The 24,155-nt window shown below is 57.8% G+C and carries 8 protein-coding genes; 1 reads left to right on the forward strand and 7 read right to left on the reverse strand.

Features of this window, described 5'->3' with window-relative positions; genetic code table 11:
- The first annotated feature begins 4 nt into the window (after window positions 1-4).
- Window positions 5-277 carry a hypothetical protein gene (locus VI215_02820; GenBank protein HEY6191239.1) on the forward strand — a complete coding sequence of 91 codons (273 nt, stop codon included), beginning with the start codon at window positions 5-7 and terminating at the stop codon, window positions 275-277.
- Between the two features lie 1,683 nt (window positions 278-1,960).
- Here the strand turns inward: VI215_02820 and VI215_02825 are convergent.
- The 7 genes from VI215_02825 to VI215_02855 all read right to left on the reverse strand — a co-directional run bounded on the left by VI215_02825 (window position 1,961) and on the right by VI215_02855 (window position 24,120).
- Window positions 1,961-5,140: a T9SS type A sorting domain-containing protein gene (locus VI215_02825; GenBank protein HEY6191240.1), complete on the reverse strand. Its 3,180-nt coding sequence runs from the start codon at window positions 5,138-5,140 to the stop codon at window positions 1,961-1,963.
- 372 nt (window positions 5,141-5,512) lie between these two features.
- Entirely contained in the window at window positions 5,513-7,891 is a 2,379-nt protein-coding gene (locus VI215_02830) for a T9SS type A sorting domain-containing protein (protein ID HEY6191241.1), read from the reverse strand.
- 11 nt (window positions 7,892-7,902) lie between these two features.
- Window positions 7,903-10,302 (reverse strand): T9SS type A sorting domain-containing protein, encoded by a 2,400-nt coding sequence (locus VI215_02835; protein HEY6191242.1) that lies wholly within the window; start codon window positions 10,300-10,302, stop codon window positions 7,903-7,905.
- A 158-nt stretch (window positions 10,303-10,460) separates the two neighbouring features.
- On the reverse strand, window positions 10,461-13,628 hold the full coding sequence (locus VI215_02840) for a FlgD immunoglobulin-like domain containing protein (GenBank protein ID HEY6191243.1): 3,168 nt from the start codon (window positions 13,626-13,628) through the stop codon (window positions 10,461-10,463).
- A gap of 31 nt (window positions 13,629-13,659) precedes the next feature.
- The gene (locus VI215_02845) at window positions 13,660-17,649 is read right to left on the reverse strand and encodes a choice-of-anchor D domain-containing protein (GenBank protein HEY6191244.1); all 3,990 of its coding nucleotides are present in this window, start codon (window positions 17,647-17,649) and stop codon (window positions 13,660-13,662) included.
- Between the two features lie 170 nt (window positions 17,650-17,819).
- The gene (locus tag VI215_02850) at window positions 17,820-22,310 is read right to left on the reverse strand and encodes a phospholipase D-like domain-containing protein (GenBank protein ID HEY6191245.1); all 4,491 of its coding nucleotides are present in this window, start codon (window positions 22,308-22,310) and stop codon (window positions 17,820-17,822) included.
- A gap of 250 nt (window positions 22,311-22,560) precedes the next feature.
- Window positions 22,561-24,120: a T9SS type A sorting domain-containing protein gene (locus tag VI215_02855; protein HEY6191246.1), complete on the reverse strand. Its 1,560-nt coding sequence runs from the start codon at window positions 24,118-24,120 to the stop codon at window positions 22,561-22,563.
- Between the last annotated feature and the right edge of the window lie 35 nt (window positions 24,121-24,155).

Here is a 24,155-nt window from a genome sequence, read left to right on the forward strand (position 1 = left end):
ATTAATGCCAGAGGTAGACCCAGAGATCGTAACCGACGAACTGCTTCCGGCACTGAAGTTGCTTGTTGTGCCGGAGAGTGGAGTCTGGAGCGTTAGCGTGTTTGCTCCCACTGTAAAAGTCCCACTGGTGAGAGTAAAGGAAGCACCCGAGATTGTAATTGGAGTTGCGAGACTCACCCCCCCAGACGTGTTATTAATAGTCAAGGCACTTATAAAATTTATCGCCCCCGAACCGGATATTGTCTGCGCGACAGCGCCGTTAAACGTGACCGATTGACCAGATGGTATTGTGAGACCAGCTCCATTGTGAGTGAAGTCTCCTCCGATGGACAATGCACCCGTCATTGTCGAAGTAAACGTAACCCCCGTATTGATGAAAAAATTTCCCTTGATGGTTAGCGCACTACCACCGCTTGCCGTATATGTTGCTGCACCGGCAGTACGTGTGAGTTTAAGGCTTGGGTAGGTGCGTCCGGATCCTGCGATAGCTACACTGCCTGTTCCAGGCGAATCATATTCATAGATACCTCTTTCGGTCACACCCGGGGCAGTCGAACATACAAAGCTGGTTCCAGAGGAGCTTCGTATTGTATTGTGCGTGAATTTGGCGCCATTTTTGATCACCAAGATACCACTGTTAGCACTATCTACGACGACCCCCAAGCCCGCGCCAGCTCCGGATGAGTTGGTAAAAACGGCTCCGCTGTCGAGAGTAACATCATTCGTGCCCGCAGCTCCATCACCAACGCCCAGACCAGGGCTCGCAGTGTTGCCACTAGGTACTATAAGATTGATCGTAACCCCGGGAGTAGGCGAAACATACAAACGGATGATACGTCTAGCCGTCGCATCAGAAGGTAGATTGACAGTGTAAGCCCCGGTGACGGTAGAGTTGTCCAGTTTAACAGTGTCAGAGTAAACTGGTACCCCCGAAGGACTCCAATTATTTACATCGCCCCAACTGCTTCCATCTCCCCCCCCAGTTGTCCCAACCCATGTCTTGGTACCGCCGAATAAGGCAGCGCCCATTATCGACAGAGAAAACATTGTCGCGACCAAGAATGCGAGGATGCGTAAGGGAAATCGTAATTTTATTTGCTCCATAAAACCCTCCTACAGGGAAAGTGAGATGCCCCGCGGTGAAACGGGGTGCGCTTCTGGCGCGGTGGATGATATATTTATTTTCGATGCCAAAGATACTTATCTAGTGTTAAGCGGTTATGATGCCTGCATTAATAAATTGATTTCCGGAAGAGGGAGTATTTGCATCCGGTCTCTTCACCGTGTCATCTTTGATGGGATTAGGACTTCAGGATTCTGCGAGGGAGGGATCAAGGCGGGAAAGAAAGGGGCAGCCCAAAGTAAAATCGACGCTCCGCCTACCGGCAGAAGACTCACCGGCTTCCGATGATGGAAACCGTTGAGCGCATCTTCTATGAAGTTAAACCGGTAACAACAATCCACTCAGTGTCCCGATTGGTTTCGTACGATGGTCAGGCAACACGTCAAACTCACCCCGAAGAGGAAACATGGGTAGCATACCTGTGGAACTTTAAGAAAGATTGCAACTCTTGTAAAGACCCCGAACTATGGGGAGAACGTGTATGCCCCTGATTGAAGCCGAATGTTGCGGTGACACTGAAATGAAAATCAGTTCTTCGCGGAAACAATTTCACCCAGAGCCAGATGTGCTCGGTCCCTTGGCGAGCAGAGGATCCCGGGGTGGGATCAGACGCTACGAGCTCGGTGTAAGTAATCCTTCAGGAAGAACAGATTAAAGATAACCAAAGTAATCTAGAGTGTCAAGCGTTTTTGGAGGAAACCCGCTCCTATCCCCAAATAAAGGGATGGGAGCGGGATCCTTAACTTCGTTCAGGATGACAATCCTGGGAGATCCTTCGCTGCGCTCAGGATGACAGGCCTGGGAGATCCTTCGCTACGCTCAGGATGACGCTTCGCGTCACTTCAACAGCATCATCTTGTGGACGGCGGTGAACTTTTCTGCGTTCATTCGCACAAAATAGACACCGCTCGATACCGATACCCCCTGCTGCGTGTTGGAATTCCACGTTACCGGGTAGTAGCCGGCTTCACGAACCTCGTCAACAAGCGTGGCAATCTTCTGTCCCAGCACGTTATATACGGCCACCTCAAGATGAGCCGCTTCGGGCAAACCGACCATAAACGTCGTAGTCGGATTGAAGGGGTTCGGATAATTCTGTCCGAGCGAATACTCTCGCGGGAGAGCCGCTCCGCTCGCAACATGGAGAACGAGTTTCTCCGTCCCGGCCTTCAAACCGAGACTCGTACCTACACCCTTCAGTTCGAGTGTCTTCATCCTCTTCCCGTTCTCTGCGTCAGATAACGTGAAATGGCTTCCATCTCTGCCGACGATGTTCCAGCTTACGGTCAGCGGGCCATTGTTGGCCTTGAGGCTGATCGCGAAGTTCTTACCGTCTTTCATCACGGCGGGATAGGTTTCAAGGATCCTTCCGGTGCTCCATCGCGCCTCGAAGCCCTCAACCGGGGCCGAGGGTGGAAGCTCGAAGTCTCTCAAAGCGATCTTCCCTTGCGCGTCCTGCGCAAAGTATAACGACTGGCTGTTCCCATCCCTATCGGTGATCCTGATCGAATTGAAATCCGCCATCGGCGAAGGTTCGGACTTCGGTATATTCCCCGAAGTGGACTCGACAAGGTAGCCGCTCGCATCCGCCTTCACCCAGAAACCTCTTCCGGGAGTCAACGTCGTCACGGTGGAATACCCGCCGGAGTAGCCGAAGAATTTCCCGAGGTGGTTCCCTCCGTTTGTCGTGATTCCGGATGTGAGGATCGGATCGCCCAGTGCCCCGATGAGATTCCATCCAGCCGTGAGCGGGATCGTATCCAACGACACCGGCAGTCCGAGGCGGGCGATATTCCTTGCGCCGTTAAACCGGAGCCAGTACCCGGTGCCGATCGCAAGCGAAGGGCTCAATACATACGAGCCGCTGTACGCGAACGCGGGAGAGGCCCTGCCCGGGAAGAGCGAATCGACGAGATAGCCGGTGGATGCGGGAAGCTGTTTCTTACCGACTGAGACGATGTTCCAGGTATTATCGTAGGAATAAAGATCGCCCACGACGATATCGCGGTTGGTCCTCGGGACAATCTTGTAGCGGTTGAAACTGTAGAACCCGACGCCAATGAGGGTGTCGACCTTGTCGTTGTTATGGATAATGCGCGAGCTTCCGGTGGTCGAGGTGTCCGATTCACGGTTTCCGAGACTATTGATCCCATCCCGTCGCACCAGCATCTCTCCGCTTCCATCCTCGACGCCCCATTCCGTCGAGTCCGAGAAGATCGGGGTGACTTGATCGACGTGCGCGTTCACAACCTTTACGAGCATGCCCTCGTACGGTTCCGCATTCAGATCTCCGTTTCCGTGCAATCCGAATGTTCCCGTGGTGATGGTGACCGGAGCCGGGACCGGCTTGTTGTGCGCGTTGATGGTCACGATCGAATCAAAGATTCGGGTCACGTCAAACTGCTCCTGGATCGTCCCGGTGACGGTGACGCTGTCGCCAAGCTTCAGCGAATCCAACGGCGGGTGGTTGGCTGTATCCTTGACCACCCAGATTCCGTTCCAGGGGGCCGTTCCGTTCTGAATATACCACGACGACGTCCCGCCGGAATTCAAAGGCGTAACGTTGATTTCCGTGCCGCTCGCGGTGACGATTCCGCCGATGGTCGTCACTCCGCCGAGGAAAGGCGAGCGCCCGTTGGGATACGGTGTATATTGAACATCGTGGATTGTGAGGGGCCGATCGAGAACCTGGTAGAAGAAAAATCCCTTGCTCGTATCGCTCCCGAAATTAGAGCTCGAGTTCGCAAGGAGATTGGAATTGCCGTGGTCATCCACACCTCTGACGTAGTAATGTATGTTCGTATTCGCCGGGAATGGATTGCCGTCAGGATCGAGAATCAACGCCTCATACGTTGAATCGGGACTGATCATCGTCATGGCATGTGACTGGAACGCAGCATTATTGACGCTATAAAAAAGCGTGGCGCCGGCGATGGGGTAACCTCCGGACGTGAGCCTGACCACGGCGTGCACTTTGACGGTGTCAGTCGATTTCGGAATCACGGGGAACCGCCTGTGTGTGATGACCGTCGGCAAAGAGATTCCGACCTTCAAATCCCCGGGGAAAAGGGGGTTGATCCGGTACCCTCGGGGGTTTTCGCCGCCCGAGTTTGTGAGCATCGTGCCTGAAATCGTATCGATCACCGCGCCGATCGGGGGAAGGTGGAACGAAGTGTCCCCGGGAATCGTGGGTGTTTCATTGCCAAATGTGAAATAGTGCGAAGCATCGAGCTCTGCAATGTAGTTGCCCGAGTTATCCTTCATCGAAAATGCGCCACGTGTGAAATTCACGTAGTCGAACACATTCAGATGGAGCATCCGGACCAGGCTTCCTTCGTACGGCTCGCCGGTCGTGAAATTGACAGTCCCTCCGGGGTAACCGCCGGTGTAAAACGTCGTCGCGGGAAGGAGCGTAGGCGCGGGAATAGCATGATTGCTGGAGAGAATATCTATTGCGATGCCCGGAACAGGGCGCAATTGGGTGGTGGTATTGATATGGCCGTCCGTGGGGAACTCCTCTATTCTGACGGTCAGCTGAATCACATCCCCGCGGGCCGGATTATTGAAGCCGTCAAGCCGGGCCTGGGCGGTGTCCGGTACACTTCCGTCCTGTCCTACGCGCACCAGCGCACCCCCCCACAGGTTTGAATTCGCCGCAGTGTCGTGAACAAGCATTGTCCAGCCGTGCTGCGTAAAGGTGATCCCGCCATGAGGAGCGTCAGCGGCACTCGGGGTGATCACGATACAGGTGACGACAAGGGTGTCGCCCGTATGCGGAGACGCCTGGCAGGTCCAGCGCGATCCGATGTAGGTCCCGCCAAGTGAATCGGCGACATGAAGGGACTCCGGAGTAACGAACTGGATGTCGTGGACCGTGGATGACGCGAAGGTCATCATCGAGTTCGTCAGCCGGTTGTATTTCGTGACCATTTGCTTTCCGCCGGACTTACTTGTCCCGTTCAACGGTGCGGCGAGGGCAAGCATGAGGAGGAGAACAAGCAGGGGCAAGTGTTTCATGGGATACTCCTTACGTATGTGTGGAGGTGGAAAATGAGTTCTGGAGTACGCAAAAATTCGACGGGTACGGCGGATAGTTGTAGCTACGCCAAGATAATACTTTGAGTTTCAATTATCAAGTGTTTTCTGAGGAAAATCGAGATTTAACCAAATGTTAATAGAGGCGTATTCGCAAAATTATTTCTCTGCCGGAGAGGGAAGTCCAAGGGACCAGGGGGGTTTATGGGTGGGAACAAAAAAAGTGTGAGCCCGGCTTGTCGAATCAAGGGGAGGCGACTTGATTTCGACGTGGACGCCGAACCCACACCGTTTTGGATATTTGCTTCCTACTTGAAAAACAATTAGAGCGGGGGATGTGTTCCTTGGTTTAACTCATCTGAGCAGGAGCATCTTCCTGATCTGATGAAATTGCCCCTCATTCACCGATAATCGGTAGAAATAGACGCCGCTCGCAAATCCGTTCGCGACGAAGGTCACTTCCTGGTCCCCCTGGTCGAGCTGCTGATTGTCCAACAGCGTCGCCACCTCGCGCCCCAGCAGGTCATAGACTTTCAGGGTAGCCGTCCCTTCTTCCGGCAAATTAAACTCGATCGTCGTGGAAGGGTTGAACGGGTTGGGGTAGTTCTGGTAGAGCTCGTAATGCACGGGGGCCTCGTCGACCGATCCGGGGGCGAACGCAAGGGGGCTCACAAGAGGCGCGGCACCGGGCTGGAGATAGGTAATGCTGTCGACCAGCTTAGCGCCCGTTACGACGAGCGGGACGTTGCTTACGACCTTGAGCGGGCCCTGGAATGCCGTATCCAGGCGCGTGAGAACCGTGTCGAGCAATTGCCAGTTCACCGGGGGGTATTGCCGCCAGTAAGTGAGTAAATTGTCCACGAGCGCGGCGATTTCCCGGAGGCTTTTCCCCTGAAGCGGGATGCCATTGACCGTGTCCGGAAGCTGGTATGTGAGGTCCCCATAGGTCGGAGGCGTCACTTCCGCATCGCTCGCTCCGATGTTTATCCTCAGGGCGATCAGTTTGCCGAGAAGCTGGTTGTCGTACTTGCTCAACTTCGGATTTTTCTTTTCACCGAAGAATGGTTTTTCCGAAAAAATGTCGAATCCCCGCGGCGTGCCGGTTTGTGGAACGAATGCCGCAATCGCACTCCCCTTGTTCAACCGGATCCAGCCGTACGAGGAGGCGCTGTCCGGCCTGGCGTTTCCAAGGACAAGCCCTCCGGGAGCGCCCGCAAAGCCATTCTTGATCTTCGGGTATGCGCGAATAAAAGCGGTGTCGCGCACGTTCGCAATGTTCGGAATCGCTCCCGGCGGTTTGAGCGTGACCCCTTTGCCGGTCAAGTTCTCCTGAGTGAACGTCCGGTATTTTACATGGCTCTGATCGACATACTTGATCGTTACCATGTCGGAGCCCTTTTTGAGGTTCTGGCTGCTCCCCGTTACGAAGACAGCGCCTCCGAATGTGGCAATGGCCGAGGGGACGTCGTCCCGGTTACCCGGCCCATTGAACCGCAGCTCGCTGCTCTGATTGCCCGTTCCTCCATTGTACTGGACGAGGGCATAATCCTGACCCACGCCCGCACCGCCGCTCGGGCCCAGAACATACGGATTATTCCCTCCCAGCATCGCAACAGCCCCGTCGTTATCGTTCGCCGTTCCGTTGTAAGACGAGACCCAGTTCACGGCGCCGTTCGCCTGGTTCATCCGGATTGTCACAAAATCGTTGAACGAGCCGACGTTCAGGCTGCGCCCTGTGACATAGACCCGGGATGTGCTCTGGAGAGAGATCGCGTACGCATTGTCGTCCCCTGCTACCCCGCCGTCGTAGCGCGAGTTCCAGTTTTCCGCCCCGGTCGCGGCGTCGTAATTCACAGTCAGAAAATCATACCCGGTGCCGGCCCCTTCGCTGCTCCCGGTGACGAAGACATCGCTGGTGCTGCGGATAACGATCGCCCGCGCGATATCGTTGCCCGGTCCTTTATAGCTCGCCTGCCAGACGGTATCCCCGGTTGCGGCGTTATATTTGATGGTCGTGTAATCCATCGTCGTATCGACGCTGAGCCCGGTGACATAGAGATCGGAGGAACCCCGGAGTGCCATTCCGTATGATTTGTCCATGCCGTTGCCGGGTCCGTTGTAACGGTCGACCCAGGCCAGAGTGCCCGATGGATCGTACTTGATTGTGGCGTAATCGAAGCCGGTACCGACTCCCATGCTCCACCCGGTTACATAGACGTTCATGGAATCGTTGACGGCGATTGCGGTAGGTTTGTCTTCGCTGTGACCCGGACCGTCATACCGTGCGGGCGAAGCCCACGCGGGGGCTCCGTTGCGGTCATACTTGATGGTGACGATGTCAAATCCGGTCGAACCGCCTCCATCGCTCGCGCCGGTGACATAAACGTTGTGTGCGGTATCGACGGCGATGGCGACCCCCTTGTCGTCGCGGCCGGCGGCTCCTCCGTCATAGTACGCGACCCAGAGCTTTTCTCCCTCCGGAGAATACTTGATCGTCGCGATGTCTATGCCGGAAGTGAAGCGGGTCGCCCATCCGGTGACGTAAACATTTCCCGAATCGTCGGTCGCCATGGCGGCGGAGCCATTGTCTCCGCCCTTCAACCCCCCGTTGAAATGCGCCACCCATTCGCGGACGAGCTGCGCCGATCCCTTCGTCGTGAAGAGAACCAGGCAAAGCAACACCACCGCGCCGGAGCACGGCACGAAGCGCGTACGCAACCCCCGATGTGCCATTGAACGCCTCACTACTTGATGAACACCATTTTCCTGACCTGCGAAAAAGCGGTACCGTTTTCCGATAGCCGTTCAGCCAGAAGCTGGTAGAAATAAATTCCTGTCGACATTGAGGATGCGTCGAAATCGACGAGTTGACGGCCTTCGTCGAGGTGTGTGCGGTTCAACAATCTCGCCACCTCCTGGCCAAGGACATTATAGACCTTCAATGTCACAATCGACGGCTGTTTCAACTCGAACTCGATCGTCGTGACCGGGTTGAACGGGTTGGGATAATTCTGCAGCAAATCGAATGTCCCAGGAGCGGGAGGTTCAGCCGTGGGCTGGAACTGCGCCTGCCTGGCCGCGGAACCCGGAGCCGCCCCCGGCAGCAGGTACGGTATCGAGAGAAGCGCGACGGTCGGCTTGAGCCGGATCGGACTGGTCGAGATCGTATCGATTTCCTGCGCGAAGCCGTTGTTGATCAGGACGAGTGATGCGTTCAATTTTTCGTAATTCACGCGCGGGTGCGCCCGCCAGTAGGTCAGAAGCGTATCGACCGTATTCGCAACCTCGCGGAGCGAGCGGTTGTTCAGAGGATTCTGAGCGTCCGAGGTGTCGACGAAGATCACGTCGCCGAACTCGCTCGGGGTGATTCCCAGGTCGCTTGCGGCAATGTTCAATTTGAGCGTCAGGAGCTCCCCGGAGATGGCGTTGTTATACCGCTTGTTGGAGGGATTCCTCATCAATCCGACAAAGAACCTCTCGAACAACCGGTCGAAGGGGCGTGGGGTTCCGTTTTGGGGAAGCGCGTGCTTGAGATAAAACGCGCTCGTGAAGAGCTGCCAGCCGTACCGGCGGGCGCTGTCGAGCCGCTCGATGCCGTTGCGTATTCCATTCGCGAACGCCCCCCTCGCGAAGATGGAATCCCGGATGTTCCCCTCGTTCGGTTTGGCTCCGATGAATCCGGTGAACTTGTTCCTGAACTTTTCCGGCTTGCGCGAGTATCCGGCCTGTGTGATCGTGCGGAAGCAGCCTCCTGCGAGCCGGCCGTTGGCACCGATCCGGTGACTGAAGATATCCGTCGACCCGTCACCCCGTTGATAATCCGGCCACGCGATAATCGCGCCCATTACGCCGTCGCTGCAAATCTGGGGGAGAAACTGGTCGCGTGGCGGAATGGCCACGGGCACCCCGTCGAACTGCCAGGCGGGAGCTCCGTCGGGACCGAGGCACTGAGTGTAGATGTCGAAGTCCGTTCCCCGCTTGTCCTGCCAGGTGATGATCGCTTCCCCCGACTGGACGATGAGCTGGGGATTGTATTGATGACCCTTTGCCGTGCAAACGGCCTGGCCTTTTCCGCCCCAGAGGATCGTGCCCGCCGGGTCCACCCGTTGCGCGTAAATGTCATAGTCAGACCCGCGCCTGTTATCCTGCCAGACGGCAATCGCGCCGCCGGATCCATCCGAAGACATCCGGGGATAATACTGCAACCCGCTGACTGGCGCGAGTTGGACGCCGTCCGCGGTCCAGAGCGTGTGCCCTGTGCCATCGATCCGCTGCGCGAAGATGTTATCGAAGAGGGATGAACGGCGGTCCTGCCAGGAGGCGATTGCGCCGCCGACGCCGTCGGGGACAAGGTCAACGTTCCATTGGGTGTTCGTGGCGGAACAGAGGGGCTCTCCATCGGCGATCCAAATCCGTTGACCGTCGGGGGAAATCCGTTGAGAATAGACGTCTGAAAATCCGGTTCCTGCGCGATAATCCGTCCACGCGATAATCGCTCCGTTCAATCCATCGGGAACGAGCCTGGGCTCGACCTGGTCACCCGGCTGGACGCAGACCGGTTCTCCGTTGGTCGACCAGAGCGGCTGCCCGGCCGCGTTGAGCCGCTGAGCATAGATATCAAAATCGCCGTTCCGTTTATCCTGCCAGACGATGATGACTCCCCCCTGGCCATCCGGGACAAGCTGGGGGTTGTACTGGTGACCCGCGGCGTTGGAGACGAGCACCCCGTTTGAAAACCAGCGAGACGACCCGTCTGGTCCGATCCTCTGCGCGAAAATATCGTAGTCCACACCGTACCGGTTGTCCTGCCAGGTGATAAACGCGCCTCCGGCCTGGTCGGAGAGTATTTCGGGATAGTACTGCAGGCCCGGCGTGTTCGCAAGTTGAATCCCGTTTCCATCCCACATCGGATTACCGGATGATCCGATCCGTTGGAGGAAAAGCTTGTCCGCCGATCCATTCCGCCGGTCCTGCCAGACGAGGATTGCGCCGGAGCGGCCATCGGGGGCGAGACGGATATTCCACTGATTTCCAATTGCTGACGAGACGCGGACGCAACTATCCGGACGGCAGCCCCAATCGGCAACGAGACGGCCGTGGAGCAGGAGGAAGGCTATGAGGATCGGGGTGAGAAGTCGTATCATGGAATCAATGTGTAGCCCGGTTTCGTTTGAGATCCATCATTTCGTTTGAACCTGCCAAGAAAAAAGACGCAAGCTAAAGCTTGCGGCTACCGATGCCGCCGGCTGCGAGATCCTTCGCTTCGCTCAGGATGACAATTGTTGCCCAGGATGACAACTTATTATCTGATCAGCAAAACTTTCTGTACTTCCGTAAAACTTGACTGCGCGGAAGACGCATTCATTCGAATAAAGTACACGCCGCTGCTCGCCGGGGGGCCGTCCCCGGATGTACCTGTCCATTCGGCTTCATATGCGCCCGCCGGAAGGCTTCCCTCAACGAGCTTCGCGACTTCTTCGCCAAGAATGTTGTAAACGCGAATACTCACACGCGCATCGGCCGCGAGCGAATATCGAAACTGGGTGATGGGGTTGAAGGGATTCGGATATGCGCGACCCAACGAAAATGATTCCGGGACTTTGCCGTGTTCCCGTGCCTCTTGCACTCTCAGCGTGTAAGTCACCTGGTCGGAACGAGGCAACATCGCGCTGCCCGCGCCCGCGAGGTGCAATTCACCCACCTCCTTATCGCCCCGGTTTTCAAGGATAATATAAGTGAATTTATCTTCATTGTCTATACGCCACGATATTTTAATCCTCGCCGAGGCCGATGAGAGAAGGATTGGAAAATTCGCCGGATTTTTGAGGTTCGCAGAGTGAACCGCCACCATGCCGCCGGACGCGAACCGGACGTCAAAACCCCCTTCCGGGGCCGGGGGAGGCATGTCGAAGTATCCGGGGTTGATACCGGGATCCTCCGCCCCGAAGCGAAGAACTTGCCGGTGACCCCCTCCCTCCTCTACCGTGAGCGTATTGAGGCCACGAAGAGGGTCGGAGACCGGAACCGCTTTCGGAACCGCGGAGGCTCCCGATGCGAGGATCAGACTGCCGGAGGCTCTCGCCCTTACCCAGTAACCATGCCCGGGTTTGATGCTATCCGCGACAAAGTAGCTTTGATCGTAGCCGAAAAAACTCGACGTGAAAAGCGTATCCGGGATGGGGAGGAACGATGCCACAGAAACCGGTGACGCAAGAGCTCCGATGATATTCCAGCCGGAGCTCACCGCAACGGTATCGAGCGTGCGGGGACATCCCACGACGGTGACCTGCTCAGACTTCAGCCAGTAACCGATCCCATGTCCGATCGTATCGGAAAGTTGGTAACCTCCGTGATAGGCAAAAGCGCGAGAGAGCGCGTTCGGAAACAATGTGCTCTTTCTACGGTCGCCCGCGTCGACCGGAAGCGACATGAGCAGCCAGCCGCCGTTCCCGGAGTAGGTGTACCAAACGCTCTTGCACTCGACGATCTCAAGCGCGGACTCCGACGGGCCGCCGATGATCACTGTTCCGGTGTTGCGCATGTCGACGCTTATCGCCGACCGGGTCAGGGTGTCTCTCAGGATGTACGTCCCCGCGGAGAGGCTCTCAGGATTCCACGAAAGGGTCATCGGATACCCCGACGGCCCCGGCTGTATCTCGAGCAGAAAGATGTTCCCAGGGTGGGCATCCGAGACCGTATCCCGGAAATCGATTTTTGTTTCGGAACCGGCGGGGAGTCTCCACCGGACGTCGAACGTCCCGGCGCCCGGCTTCGGCGGGAGAGCGATTTCCCCGAACGCGGGGTCAATCCCCTCGGTTGCCCCCTGGCGCGCGCCGAATCTCAGCGAATCGAGGCCGGCGCCGTTATCCGATATGAACAGCGCTCCGGCGAAACCCCCGGGCCTGGTGATCGTGAAGAGAGAGTCGCTCACCCTGTTCACCGTCGTATCGCCCAGATCGGTGATCCGGACCTTGCACTCGGTCGATGGCTCGTCGGGAACGACCCATTTGTAGCTTCCCGCGGAACCGGGAACCTTCGTGATGTATTTCCAGTCCACGCCGCCGTCGGGGGAGTACTCGAGCCGCAGCGTCGGAATCTGATATGCGAGCCAGTCGATCGTGCGCGTCGATCCGGCGGACCAGCGTTCACCGCCGAGCGGATCGTGGAGCGCAAGGGGGTTGACATAAATCGTAAAATTCGTGTCGCTCTGATCGGAGACGAACGGAACCAGGTCGTCGGTGATCCTCACCCGGCAGGTCGCCGAGACAATCGCAGGCGGAGTCCAGTTGTAGGGAGATTGCGAGGGCCCGATGCTGTCGGCGATGGTGGTCCAGCTGGAACCATTGTCGGTTGAGAAGGCGATCCGGAGTGAAAGGAGGTTCGATGCGGTCCAGGAAATCGGATGCGGTGAGCCGGCCTGGAGCACCTCGCCTCCGTTCGGTCCTGTCACATGCACCGAAGCCGGGTACTGGAGGCGCCAGAGGCCGTCGATCTGGGAAGCGACGACGCTCAGAGAATCGACGGCAAGCAGGCCGTAATTGATAAGCGAATTCGGGCCGAAGCCGGCGGCGAACAGGCGCCAGGAATTCCCATAGTCGGCTGAAACGTAGATCCCACCCGGGTTGGCGCCGTAAACCCCCATATACACGTATCCGGGATTGGCCATGGAGCAGGTGATCCACCAACCCGGACCGGTGGAAAGCGGAGTCGTGAGCGTGTTCCAGTTCTCTCCCCCGTCGGTGCTCTTGACGACTCCCCCGCCCCCTGCGAATCGGGTCGCATACATTGTCCGGGGATGGAACGGATCGATCGCGATCGAAGGAATCTCGCCGTCGCTTGACATGACTTTCCGCCAGGTGAGCCCGTGATCGGTGGTCTTCCAGATGCCCGTGGTGTAATCGCCGAGGAAGAGGATGTTCGCGCTGTCGGGCCTGATCTCTCCGTCGCACCATGCGTTAAAGAGTCCGACCGTCGTTCTCACGAGCGTCCAGGTGGAGCCGAAGTCCGTGCTCCGGTAGATGGAATCCATCCCCATCGTGTACATCGTATCGGGATGTTCCGGCTTGAACTCGACCGGCTTTCCGTAGTAGGTGAAGGACCCGTTCCAGGTCAACGTCCAGCTTACGCCGCCGTTCGTCGATTTCAGGATCCGGTCGGGGGAACTGCTGGCCGATTCGACCCCGACGACCAGTTGGAGGGTATCGTGAGGATTGACGGCGATCGACTTGATCGCATTATCCGTCGTCCCTGATTGGGAAACGAGGCTCCCAAAAGGGTGCCAGGTATAACCGCGGTCCCGGCTGACGTAGAGTTGGCGGCCGCCCGGCGCTCCGTAGATGATATTACGGTTGAGCGGATTCGACGCGAGCGCATCCCCGAGAACCGTCGAAGAGGCAGATACCTTGGCTACCCAGGTCTGTCCCGCCGCGATCTGCAGGCATGCGAATATCAGCACAACGTACTTGAGCAATGTCCGACGCCGCGGTGCCTGAATTCCGGACCTATCTGAGGAGGATCATTTTCTTGACATCGACGAACCGCTGGGACGTCGAATTCTCGTCCTGCTCGTCCTTCACGCCCTCGGCGATCAGCCGGTAAAAATAAACCCCCGAGGCGAAGTGCGCCCCGTCGAAGTCGATCCCCTGGACTCCTTCATCGTAGAGCTCCTGGTCGAGAAGCACCTTCACCTCGCGCCCCAGAATATCATAGATCTTCAACGTCACGAGCGCCGGCTGGGGAAGATCGAACTGAATGCTCGTCACCGGGTTGAACGGATTGGGATAGTTCTGGTACAGGGCATATGCCAGGGGAATCCCGGGGGGCACGCTTCCGGCGGAGAGGAAGGTGCGGGGAACCGTCCCCGGCGTGAGACGCAGATAACTTACGTCGCTGACCGGTTTAACGCCCGGCAACGCGATTTTCTCGAAGAACGAAATCGTATCCTTGAAATTGCTTGACTCCGCGAACGCGCTATTGATCTTCTGAAGAGTCGCGAGCAACTCTGCCAGCGATGGAGACGGGACGATTGCCGTCAGCGGCAGACAGGAAATGAGCGTGTCGCCGGCATTCATGACATCCGATACCAGCATGCCGTTGAAGGAATTGGCGGAATCGGAAGTGTCGAAAAACGTCAACTCACCCAACCCGACAGGAAATTTGTTCGTCTCACTCGCACCGAGGTTCAGCTTGAGCGCCAGCAATTGAGCGAACAGGTTGTCATTTTTCTTCACGGGCGAGAGGTCTGTCAGCTGGCTCTTGATCGAATCACCCGTAATCAACTTGTTAAGGCACGTCGGGCCCTGCGTATGCTGCGTTCCGGTTTTCGTATCGATGAATGACTTGATCACGCTTGCGTACTTCTTAAGTTTCACCGAGCTTGCGCCCTTCGGCCCCCGGGGCACGCCGACGATAAGCGGTGTGACATCCGAAAAGTATGTCTCATCCTGTCCGAACCCCTTGGGGAAGAGCTCCTCCCCCACGTTGTTGAGATTCGGGCTGGGCAAGCCGGTCTGGTTCAGATCGATGCGGCTGAGGGAATCGGGCACCACCCCCTTCTGCTTCGTCGCCACCGCATTATCGGACCAGAGATACTTGAGGGCTATCTTCTTTCCCTTGCGTCCCACCCCGTCCATCTGAATCTCCTGATGGGCTGCGACCGAGCCCCCGAACGTGTAGGTCCAGACTTTTCTCTTGGGATCGATGATACGGCCGGTATACGCCACGGTATCGGCCTTCGCCTTCGAGGTGTAGACGGTCATGTGATCGATCTCCATGTTGAACGACAACTGGAGATGAGGGGTAAGGATCGCATTCGCGGGCGCCGTAATGCTGAATTTGAAGAATACCTTGTCCGCCTTCCTCTTCATGCTCTTGTGTTTCAGCTTGTTATCGACCGCCGTCGCCCATTCCCTGGGTGTCGCGGTCCGAAAGGTCGTGCTGTCGCGTCCGCCGCCGAAGACATCGACGGAATCCGGGGATGTCGAGGCGTCGTGCACGAAGATCACATGCCCCGAGGCGCTGTCGGTCGAGGTTGGGATATAATTTACCGCGAACCCAAGGCTCGCCTGCCGGGGAATGGCAGCGTTCGCGGGACTGACGGTAAACTGGGGGTCGTCCGATCCCGCTGCGCTAATCGTCAGCGTATCAGTCCCGGTGTTGGTCACCGTGACGGTATCGGTCTTCATGTGCCCGACCAGGACATTGCCGAACGAAAGCGACGGCGGCGCCACCGAGAAGACCGGAGCGGGAGTATGAACAGTCAGCTTCTGTGTGTTCGATAATCCCCCTCCCGGCGACGGGCTGAAGACGGTGATCAGGAACGATCCCGTCGAATCGATATCGGAGGCGAGGATCGTCGCTTGGAGCGTTGTCGGCGAGATAAACGTCGTCGCGCGATTGCTTCCCGCGAACCGCACCACCGAGCAGGGCACGAAGTTTGTCCCCGAAACGGTCACAGTGAAATCGGGCTCGCCGGAAGAGTAGCTGTTCGGAGAGAGACCGCTTGCCGCCGGGACCCCGTGAGGCCTGACGATCAGAAAATTGTTGCCGGTCGAGAGCTCCGACGCCGAGGCTCCGCCCGAGACCGCCACCTGGAGGTTGGTCGCACTGAGCTTCGTCTGAGAATCGCCTCCGGTCCCCGGAATGGCGTCGAGGGCAAAACTGGAGGGCGGGAGAGTAAGCGTCACGTTGTAAGTGCCGTCATCGAGGAATCCGAACCGGTAATGTCCCGCGCTGTCGGTCGTTGTCGTGGCGAGAATGGTGGAGTCGCGGTGAAGAACGACCGTGGCAAGTTGAACGGGCGTCCTGTCCCCTGCCGTCCCGGCGCTGCTGTCGCAATCGTCGAGGACCGTTCCGCTGATCGCGTGGTAGAAAAAGGCGGTTTTCCCCACCCACGATCCCCACGCGTTCGTTCCCTTCGCCCAGAGGCCCACGGGCCAGGCGGAGCTTTTCAGGTCTGTCGTGTCGGAGGGGTCGATCGAGATCCCCTCGTAATCGCCCCACCGCTGGCCTGAACCACACCGGTAACCGACGCTTCCGGGCTTCAGAAGAAGGCTCGGCTGTATGTTCGTGTCGGACTTCCGTTTCCCGGAAAAATATGCCGATGCATACTCGTTCGCATTGCAACGTCCGAAGGAGAAATAGACGCTTCCGGCGCCATCCACCGTCACGCCGGGATAGAAGTACCAGGTGTTCTCTGCGCCGAAGGTCTCATCCGTGGCGATGGTCGCATCGGACGTCTTGATCTTGTAGTACCGGACCGCCGAGACGGGGCCCCCATTGATGGTGACACCGATCGTATGAGTCGCGTAGAGATAGCCGTCCCTCCAGACGGGATCCTGCGTCCTCGCGTCGCCCAATTTGATCTTGCTGTTCGAGGGGAGCGTGCAATCCTTCTGGGGGGCGTCGGGAGGGGCGCTGTAGCCGGAAACGGGGATCTGGGCGACCTTGTCGAGGACCGGATCGAACGGGCCGCCGGTAATATGATAGAGCCCGACGGCATTCCCGCCGGCGAAAGGAGTGATCAATAGGCGCCCCTCATCCGTATGGGAGAGAGAGACGCAAGGCTTCATCGTGAATGCGCTAATCCCGGTACCCGGGACGCCCAGGATATCGATGTATGGCACAGGGTTCCCGATATACATCAGGCCCTTCGGGACGATGCGCGTTTTCACATACTGAAAGGTCGCGGTCGAAGTGGGGAACGAAAACATGTTTGCGGTCATGTAGAGCGAATTGTCGTCCATGCCGAGGCCGGGAAAATCCGCCCAGTTGCCGGTCGCACTGTCGCCGTCCACTGCCATGTTGAACTGGTAGATATACCATGAACCCAGCGCGTCGGATGTCTGGGAAATCGCCACAAAATAATTCGCTTCGGTGTTGTCGATCAGCTCGTCGTAGAGGAGCACAAACCGATTCTCCAGAACGTCGTACAACACCTTCGGGTCGAAATAATCCGAGGTAACCCTTGAGCCGAAGAACACGTCTGCGCGTATCGTCGTAGCGGCGGCGCCGGTCTTCGGGCGGATCCGTATGGTGCTATTCCCGGTGGAGATGACGTGGGTGGGACCGACCGCCACCATCGCGTCGCAAGGGATCGAGAAATCCTGTATCGTCCCCTCAAAGTTTGTGGTAAGGAACGGCGCCTGGATGGATTGAAGGTTTCCGTTCACCGGCGGCATACCCTGCCGGGCGCTCCGGTCGATCGTGAGAATCCCCCTCCCGTCGAACTGGACGGGGGTCGCCGCCTTCATCGCTTCCCATTGCTCCTCGGTCAGCGGCGATTCGGGATGGTCTTCGTTCTCGCCCTTCATGTGGATCGAAAGGGGCTGCAGCAATTCGGGAGAAGAGAGCGCCGCGGCCGAGGGAACCAACCTGGGCGTCACCATCGTGCCCGAGCGGACTCCCCGGATCCCTCCGGATGCCATTCCGGCCCCGGTGAAGAAGAGGGCTGAAATAAGGATGAAGGGGGAAAGTTTTATCAATGTTTTCATGAGCATCTCATTGGATGGGTGGATAGAAATTTGATTTTTATCTGGTTCCCACGCCCTGCGTGAGAACCAATGATTCGGCCGCTCCGCGGCCGGGGGACGCGGAGCGTCCCCAATCTCCGCTCCCACGGAGACCGTGGGAGCGAGAATTAAAGATTAGGAAGACGCAGCCGTCATCGAACGAGTACGAGCTTCTTGACCTGGCGGAAATTTCCGCCCTCCTTCTCTTTCGCGGCGAACTCGTAATAATAGACACCGGAAGAGAGCCGGCTCGCATCAAAACCAACGCTAAAGTACCCCGCCTGATACTCCTGATCCTGCAGCAGGGTACCGACCACTTCACCCAGAACGTTGAAAATCCGCAAGGTCACCGCCGCCTGCCGGGGAACGGCGAACGGAATCGTGGTGACAGGATTGAACGGGTTGGGAAAATTCTGTTCCAGTGAGAACCGGTCCGGGACGGGCCTCGAAGGAGCGATCGTCAAAAGGAGTTGAGGCACCTCTCCGGTGAAAGTGGCCTTTCCGGTTCCCGAAAGCTGCAGCGCATTCCCGCCGGAAACGCCGGCTGACCGGAGCGAGAAGGTCGTCTTTTCGCCTGCAGCTATACTCCAACTCACCGAGAGGGGCAAGTGCGCCGTCTGAATCTGGATCGGAAGCACCGCCGGTTTCGCCTGAACGGACGTGTAGGTTTCGACGGACCTGCCTGACCGGAACCGTACGTCAAACGCCTCAGGAGGAGGCACCGGAGGAAGCGAATACATTTCGACGTCCGGAGAGTCGCCCTTCTGGGCGCCGAAATAGAGAGTTTTCCTGTTGCCCGACGCGTCCGCGACGGTCAGGCTGTTGAACGACTCCGGCAGCGAGATTGCGGCGACCTTGGGGGCCGCGCCCGAAGCCGAAAATGAGAGAGATCCGTTTTGATTCACCCTGACCCAGTACCCTTTTCCGGGCCTGATCGAATCGGCGATGGAATAGGCCGAGTCGTAGCCGTAGAATTTCGAATTGATGTTGTTGCCCGGATGCTGGACGACCGAGGCAGCCGCGACCGGGACGCTCAGTGATCCGATGATGTTCCATCCCGCGGTTACGGTGACGGAGTCGGAAGACAGGACGATTCCGGTGACGGAATCGGTGTGCGCCGAGTCGAATTTCACCCAGTACCCGTAACCGTTCGAAAGGCTGTCGTTCGGGGGGACGAAATAACCGGACGAGTAGTTAAAGGCTCGCGAGCTTGCACCGGGGAAAACGACCTCCTTCTTTCCGTTCGGAACGAGCGAGGGAAGAGAAAGCAGGTTCCATCCCTGCGTAAGAGCCATCGCCGTCGTGACCATCGGCGGGCCGCCCGTGCCCGTCCCCTGAACGGCAACCGTATCCGGCGAGCCGGGGGCGTCATGGGTGAAAATTATGGATCCGGTCTCAAGGCCCGGCGCGAGGGGCGAGAATGTCACGTAGAATTTCTGGGAGGCGGAAGGCGCGATCGTACCGGTCGTGGGGGTCACGCTGAACCGGCCATTCGTAGAGGCGACCGCGCTCACAGAAAACGACAGGTTTCCCGGGTTGGAGACCGTGAGGCTGTCCATTTTCGAACCGCCGTCCGAAACGGATCCGAAATTCAGGCTCGAGGGCGCCACCGAGAAGACGGACGCAGAGGTGACATGGATCGAATCGGTTCCGCCCGCTTCGTAGTAGCGCGCGACAAACTCCTGGAGGTAAAGATTCGCAATACGGCGATCCTGGATGATGAGCGTGTTCTCGTCGTTGGATGTCTCGGCGCTGTTCGACCAGTTATGGGATCCGGTGACCAGGTATTGCGTTCCGGAAATGTCATCGCCGTCGATCACCGCATACTTGTGATGAAGGAGCCCGGTTCCTCCCTTGAGATGAACGTCTACCCCATTGGATTGCAGGTACGCGAACTGGTTGCCCGTGTCGGTGTTGTTATCGATGACGAGCCGGGCTTTCTTCCCCAAGTTCTTCCTCGTAATGATCGTGTCGGCGATATCCTTCCTCGTGAACGTGAGGATGCATGCGGCGATGGAACTCTGCGCTTTGGCCATCGTGGAACGGATCTGCGACGTCGTATGGTCGCTGGGGCTGAAATAGACGCTCACCGGGACGCCGCCGATCGTGAAATGGTGCGGAACGATGTCGGTCTTGCGTCCGCCGAAGCGCGAGTTCGCCTGATTCGGCGTCTCGGTGCTGCTCCCCCACATCAGATTAAACTCCGTGGTGTAAGCGCCTGCGAGCGCCTGGTCCTGGATCTCGATCGAGTTCTGCCTGTCCGAAAGTGTTCCGGATGAGGTTGGATTCCAGGAACCGGTCCAGACCCAGACGCTCTCGGGAGCGCCCCCGCGGCCGTCGATGACAAAAAACTTGTTGTGAGAGAGGGCCTGCCCGTTCCAGACCAGATCGTACTTGTCGGTGATCAGGGGAATACCGTTGCCGACAAGCGTGGGGAACGCGCTGCCGCCTGTGCCGTAGTTATCGTCCTCGCAAATGACCCTAATGCTAACTCCACGGTTCTTCGCAGAGACGAGGTGGCTCGCGATCACGGCCCCCTGGTTTGTGGCGCTCAGGCTGTACAACGCCAAATCGATAGACCGCTGGGCATGGTCGATACGGTTGTTGATGAGACTAACCAGGTCCTGGTTTCCCAGCGCATTTTCTCCGAAGGAGACGGAGGTGTTTACTGTCTTGTTGAAATAAACGTTGATCACGCCGGTCGAGGCGGGTGGCGAAGAGGTGCTCACGACGAGATCGCCTGACCTGCTTGTATCGGAGCTCACCGAGAATGCCTGAACGTGATAGATCGTGGCGGGGGAAAGCCCGGTCAGATCGATCGCGTGGACGGTACGATGAATGGTGTCCGGCGCGACGACCCCGAGCTCATACGCTGTGGTCGTCCCGTAGCGCAGACGTGAAGTACCGTTATTGGCGGTCACCCAGTTGATCCTGAGCGATGTTTGCGTGAGGTTCGTCTCGTACGGGAGCGTCGTGATGATCGGTCCCGCTGCAAGGATGTCGGTTGAGCCCCTCGGCATCAACTGGTAGCCTCCGATAAACGGAGAGCTCGACTTGAACTGACCGACGACCCCGACGATATCGAACGTGCTCTGCGGGGCGGGTCCGTTTGCGAAATCCACATTATTGTCGATGCGGACCGCGAGCGTGTCTGTGGCGTCGTGCAGCCGGTAATTGGCCCCGGAGCCGGAGACCGCCCAGGAGGCAATCGTATTATTGGAGAGATCCGTCACCGTAACGCCGTTGATCCGCACCAGCAGCGCTTCGTACGATTCGAGGCCCCCCACGCCGTCGTGGGTCACCTGGGAGTTCGTGAGCACCACGGGCGTCACGGTGTTGCCGGTGCTCACGATCGAATCGAGCGTCGGGAACGTCATTTCGGTCAACCCGTTAAACGGATCGATCTTGCCGGTGACGATCACCTCGTCCCCGGTCTGAACCGCGGTCGAAAAATTGGAGCCGAAGATTCCGATGCCTCCGGTGTTGTCCTGGATGTACGACGGGCTTCCGAACTGGTTGGCGACCGTCACGATGCCGCTGACGGTGACGAGGTTGCCCGCCCGCAGGAGGACCCCGTTGGCGTCGTTCGCCTTGACCTCTCCGACCGTGATCGGCAGGCCGAAATTCGTGATCTTCGGGATCGGAATTGTATTGTCGTAATCGCTGACCGATTTCGTCTGCACGTTGATGGGGTAGAACGCGGTGCTGTCCGCGCCGGTGACGTTCATGATCGTGATGACCGTCGTGTCCACGTTGAACGTGATCGAATTGAAATAGATCGTGTCGCCGCTGACCGAGGTCGTTGCGGTGATGTTCGTCGCGTTGACGTCCCCGGTCGAGTGGGACCAGGCAAAGTTACGGGGGATAATGATCCGCATATCCGTGATCGTAAACGCGGTATCGCGGTGGTAGTCGATCGTCAACGTGTAGGCGACGCCGTGCTTGGTGGTATCAGGATCGATCGTCGCAAACCCCGATCCGTCCGCATGGGCATGAAGGGCGCTGATCCAGGCGGTGTTGGTAGGGGAGTTGCCGAGGCCCTGGGAGGCGGTGGTATTCTGAAGCCAGTTCCCCGTCGAACTCAGCTGGCTCGTGTCGTTCCCCTGGAACGCCATGCTGGTGTTGGATGAGGAGGCGCCGGTGAAATGCACCTGCGGCGATGATCCGGCGTTTGCCGAACCCCACGAGACGTCGAATATATGGGTGGTGGCTGAATTGCGGATCTCGATTTCGTCGCTTGCGCCCGAGAAGAGAAACGAGGTCCCGGTGAAATAGGTAGAGTTCGAGGTCTTAATTACCAGCGTGTAGTCGGAGGGGTCTGTATCCTCGGGCGTGGATATACCGGAGAGGCCGATGACGATCAGGGTCCCTTTCCGCATGACGCTCCAGAACGGGATGTTATTGAATACCAGCGGCGCTTGCGCGACACCGCTCCCGTTGAAATCGCGGATACTCCAATTCCGGAGATCGAGGCTGTCCTGAACGACCAGGAGCTCGACCCACTCATCGGTAGAGAGGCTGGAATTATAAACTTCGTTGACGATGATGGACTGGGCCTTCACGGATTGTGGCCCGACGAACAACGCTACGAGCAGACTAAGTACAGCGAGAGAGAACCACCCCTTCGATATCAACTTTGTCATAAGCCTTCTCTATAGTGTACAAAAGTATGCCCCCCGTTATGAAGATCCCGATCAGAAGCATATCGGGACGACGATGCGAGAAAATCTGTCACCCCGGGCGCAGACGGAGAGTCCCTATCGGAAGATCCTTCGCTGCGCTCAGGATGACAAGATCAGAACCGTATGCCCGGTGGAATCGATGTCCGCGACCTACAGGTCGCGGACCGCAGCCTGAAGGCTGCGGCTACCGAGACCTCTGCAGCCGTTACCCTTACTTGAGGAGCACCATCTTCTTCAACGACTGGAATTGCAGCAGACCCGTCGCCGGGTCTTCGACGCTCAGGTGGTAGAAGTAAATTCCGGACGCCAGCCGGGATGCGTCGACCGTCACTTCCTGCGTTCCGCCCTCCATCTGCTCGTGCTCGAGAAGCGTCATGACCTGCTGCCCGATCGTGTTGAATATGCGGAGGGTGACGAACGAAGAGCCGCCCAGTTCGAAATCGATCGTCGTGGTCGGGTTGAACGGATTGGGATAATTCTGGCTGAGAATGAAATCACCCGGCGTGGCGTTCACCGCGATCTTCGGCCGGACGGCCGGAGCGGGCGGCTTCGACGGCTTTCCCGGGGGGAAGAGAAATGAGGTGCTGTACACCGGCTGAGACCCCCTGAGGACCAATTTGTCCCCATCGACGAACGAGAGCGTGTCACCCGGGTTGAACCCTCCGCGGAACGAGTTGTTGATCTTCGAGATGACCTCGTCGAGCAGCGGGATATTCCAGTCTTTTTGGGACCATAGCGTCATCGCAGAATCGGCTCGCGCCGCGATCTGGAGGATTGTCAATCCGCGAAGCGAATTATCCTCATCGTACACCAGGTCCGCGAACCCGTAGGGGGTCTGTTGGAGTTCGCTCGAGACGATCCCCACCTTCAGAGCGATCAGGTCCGCGAAGAATCTGTTGTTCTGCTTGGCGGGAGTAAGCTTCTTCTTCTCTCCGAACATCGGCTTTTTGGCAACTCCCCGAACGAACGACGAATCGAGTCCGCGCGGGGCGCCGCTATGCCCGCCGGTGCGATCCTCGAGAGTCGTCTGAAGATCGGCAAAGTTCTTCCCCATCTCCGTCTTGAAATTCCATTTGGTGAGGCGGGCCCAGCAATACTCCTTGCTCAGGACCGGATCCGGCTTCCATTTATCGGGAGAGGTCTCGAACATGTAGGGGATCCCGACGCGCATCCCCCCCGCCTGGTCGCTCTGGCTCGAGCCCGGCGCGAATCCTCCGAACGTGACGACCTCCCAGAGGAGGTTGGAGGCGTTCGGGATTCCTTTCCCGCGCTTGACAGGCTTGAGCAGCTTTCCATCCGTCCTGGGAATCAGATCCGTCGGATTGAACGACCGGTAGGTGACCGTATCCGCGGGTCTGGCCAGGAGAAAATCGTTCTCGGCGCTGATGCATCCCCCGGCGACGAAGACGATGAGCGTGGTGCTGTTCAGTTTTCGGGAGATGCTGACCTGACCCGAGTCTCCGAGCTGCGCAGTGTAGCCGCGCAGCGCGTCGATGGACAAATACTCGGGCGGAAAAACGACCTGGATGGTATAGTTCTGATATCCCGGCAGCGAAGTGAACCGGAACGCACCCTCAGAATCGGTATAGAGGGTATCCATCCCGAGGTTCTCGACTGGGGTTTTCAGGACCAGCATCCCCTCAAGCCCCCTTCCATCGATATTGCCGCGCAAGACACGCCCGTAAATCTGGCAGTGGTTTGCCGTGACCGCGGTTTGAACAACGAAGAACAAGCCTCCGACGAGAAGAAGAAACATCGTACGGAATTGCATAGGTGATCGCTTCTTTCTATGGGTGATGTATGTGT

Source organism: Bacteroidota bacterium, from assembly GCA_036522515.1.
Classification (GTDB): domain Bacteria; phylum Bacteroidota; class Ignavibacteria; order UBA10030; family SZUA-254; genus VBOC01.

What these genes read in the sequence shown, in the direction of transcription:
- VI215_02820 (HEY6191239.1), top strand. Translation starts at nt 5, where the DNA reads ATGCCAGAGGTAGACCCAGAGATCGTAACCGACGAACTGCTTCCGGCA.
- VI215_02825 (HEY6191240.1), bottom strand. Translation starts at nt 5,140, where the DNA reads ATGAAACACTTGCCCCTGCTTGTTCTCCTCCTCATGCTTGCCCTCGCC.
- VI215_02830 (HEY6191241.1), bottom strand. Translation starts at nt 7,891, where the DNA reads ATGGCACATCGGGGGTTGCGTACGCGCTTCGTGCCGTGCTCCGGCGCG.
- VI215_02835 (HEY6191242.1), bottom strand. Translation starts at nt 10,302, where the DNA reads ATGATACGACTTCTCACCCCGATCCTCATAGCCTTCCTCCTGCTCCAC.
- VI215_02845 (HEY6191244.1), bottom strand. Translation starts at nt 17,649, where the DNA reads ATGAAAACATTGATAAAACTTTCCCCCTTCATCCTTATTTCAGCCCTC.
- VI215_02850 (HEY6191245.1), bottom strand. Translation starts at nt 22,310, where the DNA reads ATGACAAAGTTGATATCGAAGGGGTGGTTCTCTCTCGCTGTACTTAGT.
- VI215_02855 (HEY6191246.1), bottom strand. Translation starts at nt 24,120, where the DNA reads ATGCAATTCCGTACGATGTTTCTTCTTCTCGTCGGAGGCTTGTTCTTC.